This is a genomic window from Chromatiales bacterium (assembly GCA_020445605.1).
In the GTDB taxonomy this organism is placed as follows: Bacteria; Pseudomonadota; Gammaproteobacteria; order JAGRGH01; family JAGRGH01; genus JAGRGH01.
The window spans coordinates 1-1671 of record JAGRGH010000046.1 but is presented as its reverse complement, the minus strand read 5'-3'; the positions used below and the strand labels follow the sequence as shown (position 1 = coordinate 1671).

Here is a 1671-nt window from a genome sequence, read left to right as displayed (position 1 = left end):
TCCTCAAGATGGCCGACGAGCGCACCAAGGCGCCGTACAACCAGAAGAGCCCAGTGCCGGAGCAGTACAGCTGGCCGAGCCTCATCAAGAAAGACGGCGACGAGCTGTTTGATCACTACCGCCACACGCTTGAAGCGCTGGGCAACCAGAAGGGCTTGCTCGGGCTGATCTTCAACAAGTCGCAGAACAAATTCCAAGACCCGGCCAAACTGCGGCGCGCCGAGCGCCGGCGCCAGTCCATCCTGAGCCAGGCGTTTTCCGGCGGGCTGTCGTCGCATGAACTCCATCGGGAGCTAGCGCATGAAATTTGAATCCTTCAAGGCAGGCGTATTACGCCAGCGCTATCAGTACAAGAGCTTCGAGCCGGCGACGGTGAACCATGAGTGGGTGTGGGAAGACGCGACGATCAATGCCTTGTTGGAGGCGGCCAACCGGGCGCTGGGCGAGCTCAATGCATTTTCCTTGATCGTGCCGGACATCGATTTATTCATCGAGATGCACGTGGTGAAGGAGGCGCAGACTTCCAGCCGCATCGAGGGAACCCAGACGGGCATCGACGAGGCGATGATGTCGGAGGAGCAGATTCAGCCTGAAAGGCGCGACGATTGGCGCGAGGTGCGCAATTACATCGACGCGGTGAACACTGCCATCACCGAGTTGAAGCATCTGCCGTTGTCGAACCGGCTGTTGAAGCAGACCCACGAAATTCTGATGCGGGGGGTGCGCGGCGAGCACAAGCAACCGGGTGAGTTTCGTAGCAGCCAGAACTGGATCGGCGGTTCCAGCCTGACGGATGCCGTGTTCATCCCGCCCCACCCAGACGGCGTGCCCGACCTGATGAGCGACCTGGAGGCGTTCTGGCACAACGAAGGCATCGTGGTACCGCACCTGATCCGCGTGGCCATCAGCCATCATCAGTTCGAAACCATCCACCCCTTTCTCGATGGCAACGGGCGAATCGGGCGGCTGCTGATCCCCCTGTACCTGGTGAGCCATGGCCTGTTGGCCAAGCCTTCGCTGTATCTGTCGGATTTCTTCGAGCGTAACCGGGCGAGCTATTACGATGCCCTGATGCGGGTGCGGACGGCGAACGACCTGGTCCACTGGGTGCGTTTTTTCCTGCAGGGTGTCGCGGAGACGGCCACCAAGGGGCGCGAGGTGTTCCGGCAGGTTCTGGCGCTGCGTACCGAGGCCGAGCATGCGGTTTTGGGGCTGGGCAAGCGGGCTGCCAACGCCCGGCAGATGCTGAACCTGCTTTACCGTAAACCGGTGGTTTCGGCGTTAGACGTGGAGAAGGCCTTGTCGGTCAGCACGCCGACGGCGAATGCACTGATCCGGGATTTCGAGAATCTGGGGATGCTGCAGGAGATTACCGGGCAGCAACGGGGGCGGGCTTATGCGTTCGATCGTTACCTACGGCTGTTCGTTAGTTAAGGTAAATGCGCTATCCTTAACTTAGGTGGTGGGTAAGTCAAAGGAATTGGGTACGCATACATTGGTCTCGTTGGCTGCCGAACAAAGGGGAATGCGCTGTGAATACAGCCACCATCGTCCAAAAACTCTGGAACTACTGCAACGTCCTGCGCGACGACGGCATGTCGTATGGCGACTATGTCGAGCAGCTCACCTATCTGCTGTTCCTCAAGATGGCCGACGAGCGCACCAAGGCGC

3 protein-coding genes are annotated in these 1671 nt (G+C 59.7%); all 3 read left to right on the top strand.

Annotation, left to right across the window (positions count from 1 at the left end):
• Positions 1-311, top strand: a 311-nt coding sequence (locus KDG50_09655; GenBank protein MCB1865683.1) for a hypothetical protein, incomplete at its 5' end; no start/stop codon positions are given.
• On the top strand, positions 301-1434 hold the full coding sequence (locus KDG50_09650; protein MCB1865682.1) for a Fic family protein: 1134 nt from the start codon (positions 301-303) through the stop codon (positions 1432-1434). The genes KDG50_09655 and KDG50_09650, both read left to right, overlap by 11 nt.
• 98 nt (positions 1435-1532) lie before the next feature.
• Positions 1533-1671: type I restriction-modification system subunit M N-terminal domain-containing protein (locus KDG50_09645; protein MCB1865681.1), on the top strand; the 139-nt coding region annotated here is incomplete at its 3' end.